Annotated in this window: 1 protein-coding gene; it reads left to right on the top strand. The window is 43.9% G+C overall.

Annotated features, from left to right (window positions below):
* A partial coding sequence (locus RM529_RS17460; protein ID WP_311486015.1) for a malic enzyme-like NAD(P)-binding protein occupies nt 1-1,083 on the top strand: 1,083 nt, incomplete at both ends.

The following is a 1,083-nucleotide window of genomic DNA, read 5'->3' as shown; positions in this document are numbered from 1 at the left end:
GAACTGCGGTGCTTGGCCTTGGTGATATAGGACCCGAAGCTTCTAAACCCGTGATGGAGGGAAAAGGACTTTTATTCAAGATCTTTGCAGATATTGATGTTTTTGATATTGAGGTAGATACCAAAGATGTAGATAAATTTATTGAGACAGTCAAAAACATTGCTCCCACCTTTGGCGGAATTAACCTTGAAGATATTAAAGCTCCCGAGGCTTTTGAAATTGAACAACGGCTAAAGGCAGAGTTGGACATCCCGGTAATGCACGATGACCAACACGGTACTGCAATCATCTCGGCAGCAGCTTTATTAAATGCGTTGGAATTGGCCAAAAAGAAGATCGAAAAAGTGAAAATTGTGGTAAGCGGTGCCGGTGCTGCTGCCGTTTCCTGTACTAAACTTTACAAAGCTTTTGGAGCCAAAGCCGAAAATATTGTGATGTTAGACAGTAAAGGAGTGATTAGGAAGGACCGTCCGGGAATTTCCGAAGAAAAGATAGAATTTGCTACCGACAGGAAGATTGATACTTTGGGCGAAGCCATGAAGAATGCCGATGTGTTTATAGGGCTTTCTATTGCAGATATTGTCTCTCCGGAAATGCTCACCAGTATGGCTAAAAAGCCAATCGTTTTTGCTATGGCAAATCCAAATCCTGAAATTGACTATCAATTAGCTATGGATACTCGTAAGGATATAATTATGGCTACCGGTAGAAGTGACCATCCAAACCAGGTAAACAATGTACTTGGTTTTCCTTTTATCTTTAGAGGCGCACTGGATGTGCGTGCTACCAAAATAAATGAAGAGATGAAGATGGCTGCGGTCCAGGCCCTTGCAGAACTTGCAAAAGAGGCTGTGCCGGAGCAGGTGAACATCGCCTATGGGGAAACCCGCCTGAATTTTGGCCCCGAGTATATTATTCCGAAGCCATTTGATCCAAGATTGATTTCGAAAGTACCGCCGGCAGTGGCAAGAGCAGCGATGGAAAGCGGTGTGGCGAAAGAACCTATTCAGGACTGGCAGAAGTATGAAGATGAGTTGCTGGAACGTATGGGCAACGACAATAAAATTACACGCCTGCTTCTTA

The organism is Autumnicola edwardsiae (assembly GCF_031846505.1).
GTDB classification, from domain to species: Bacteria; Bacteroidota; Bacteroidia; order Flavobacteriales; family Flavobacteriaceae; genus Autumnicola; species Autumnicola edwardsiae.
Note: the sequence above shows the minus strand (reverse complement) of the source record. Positions and strands in the feature narration are given on the sequence as shown.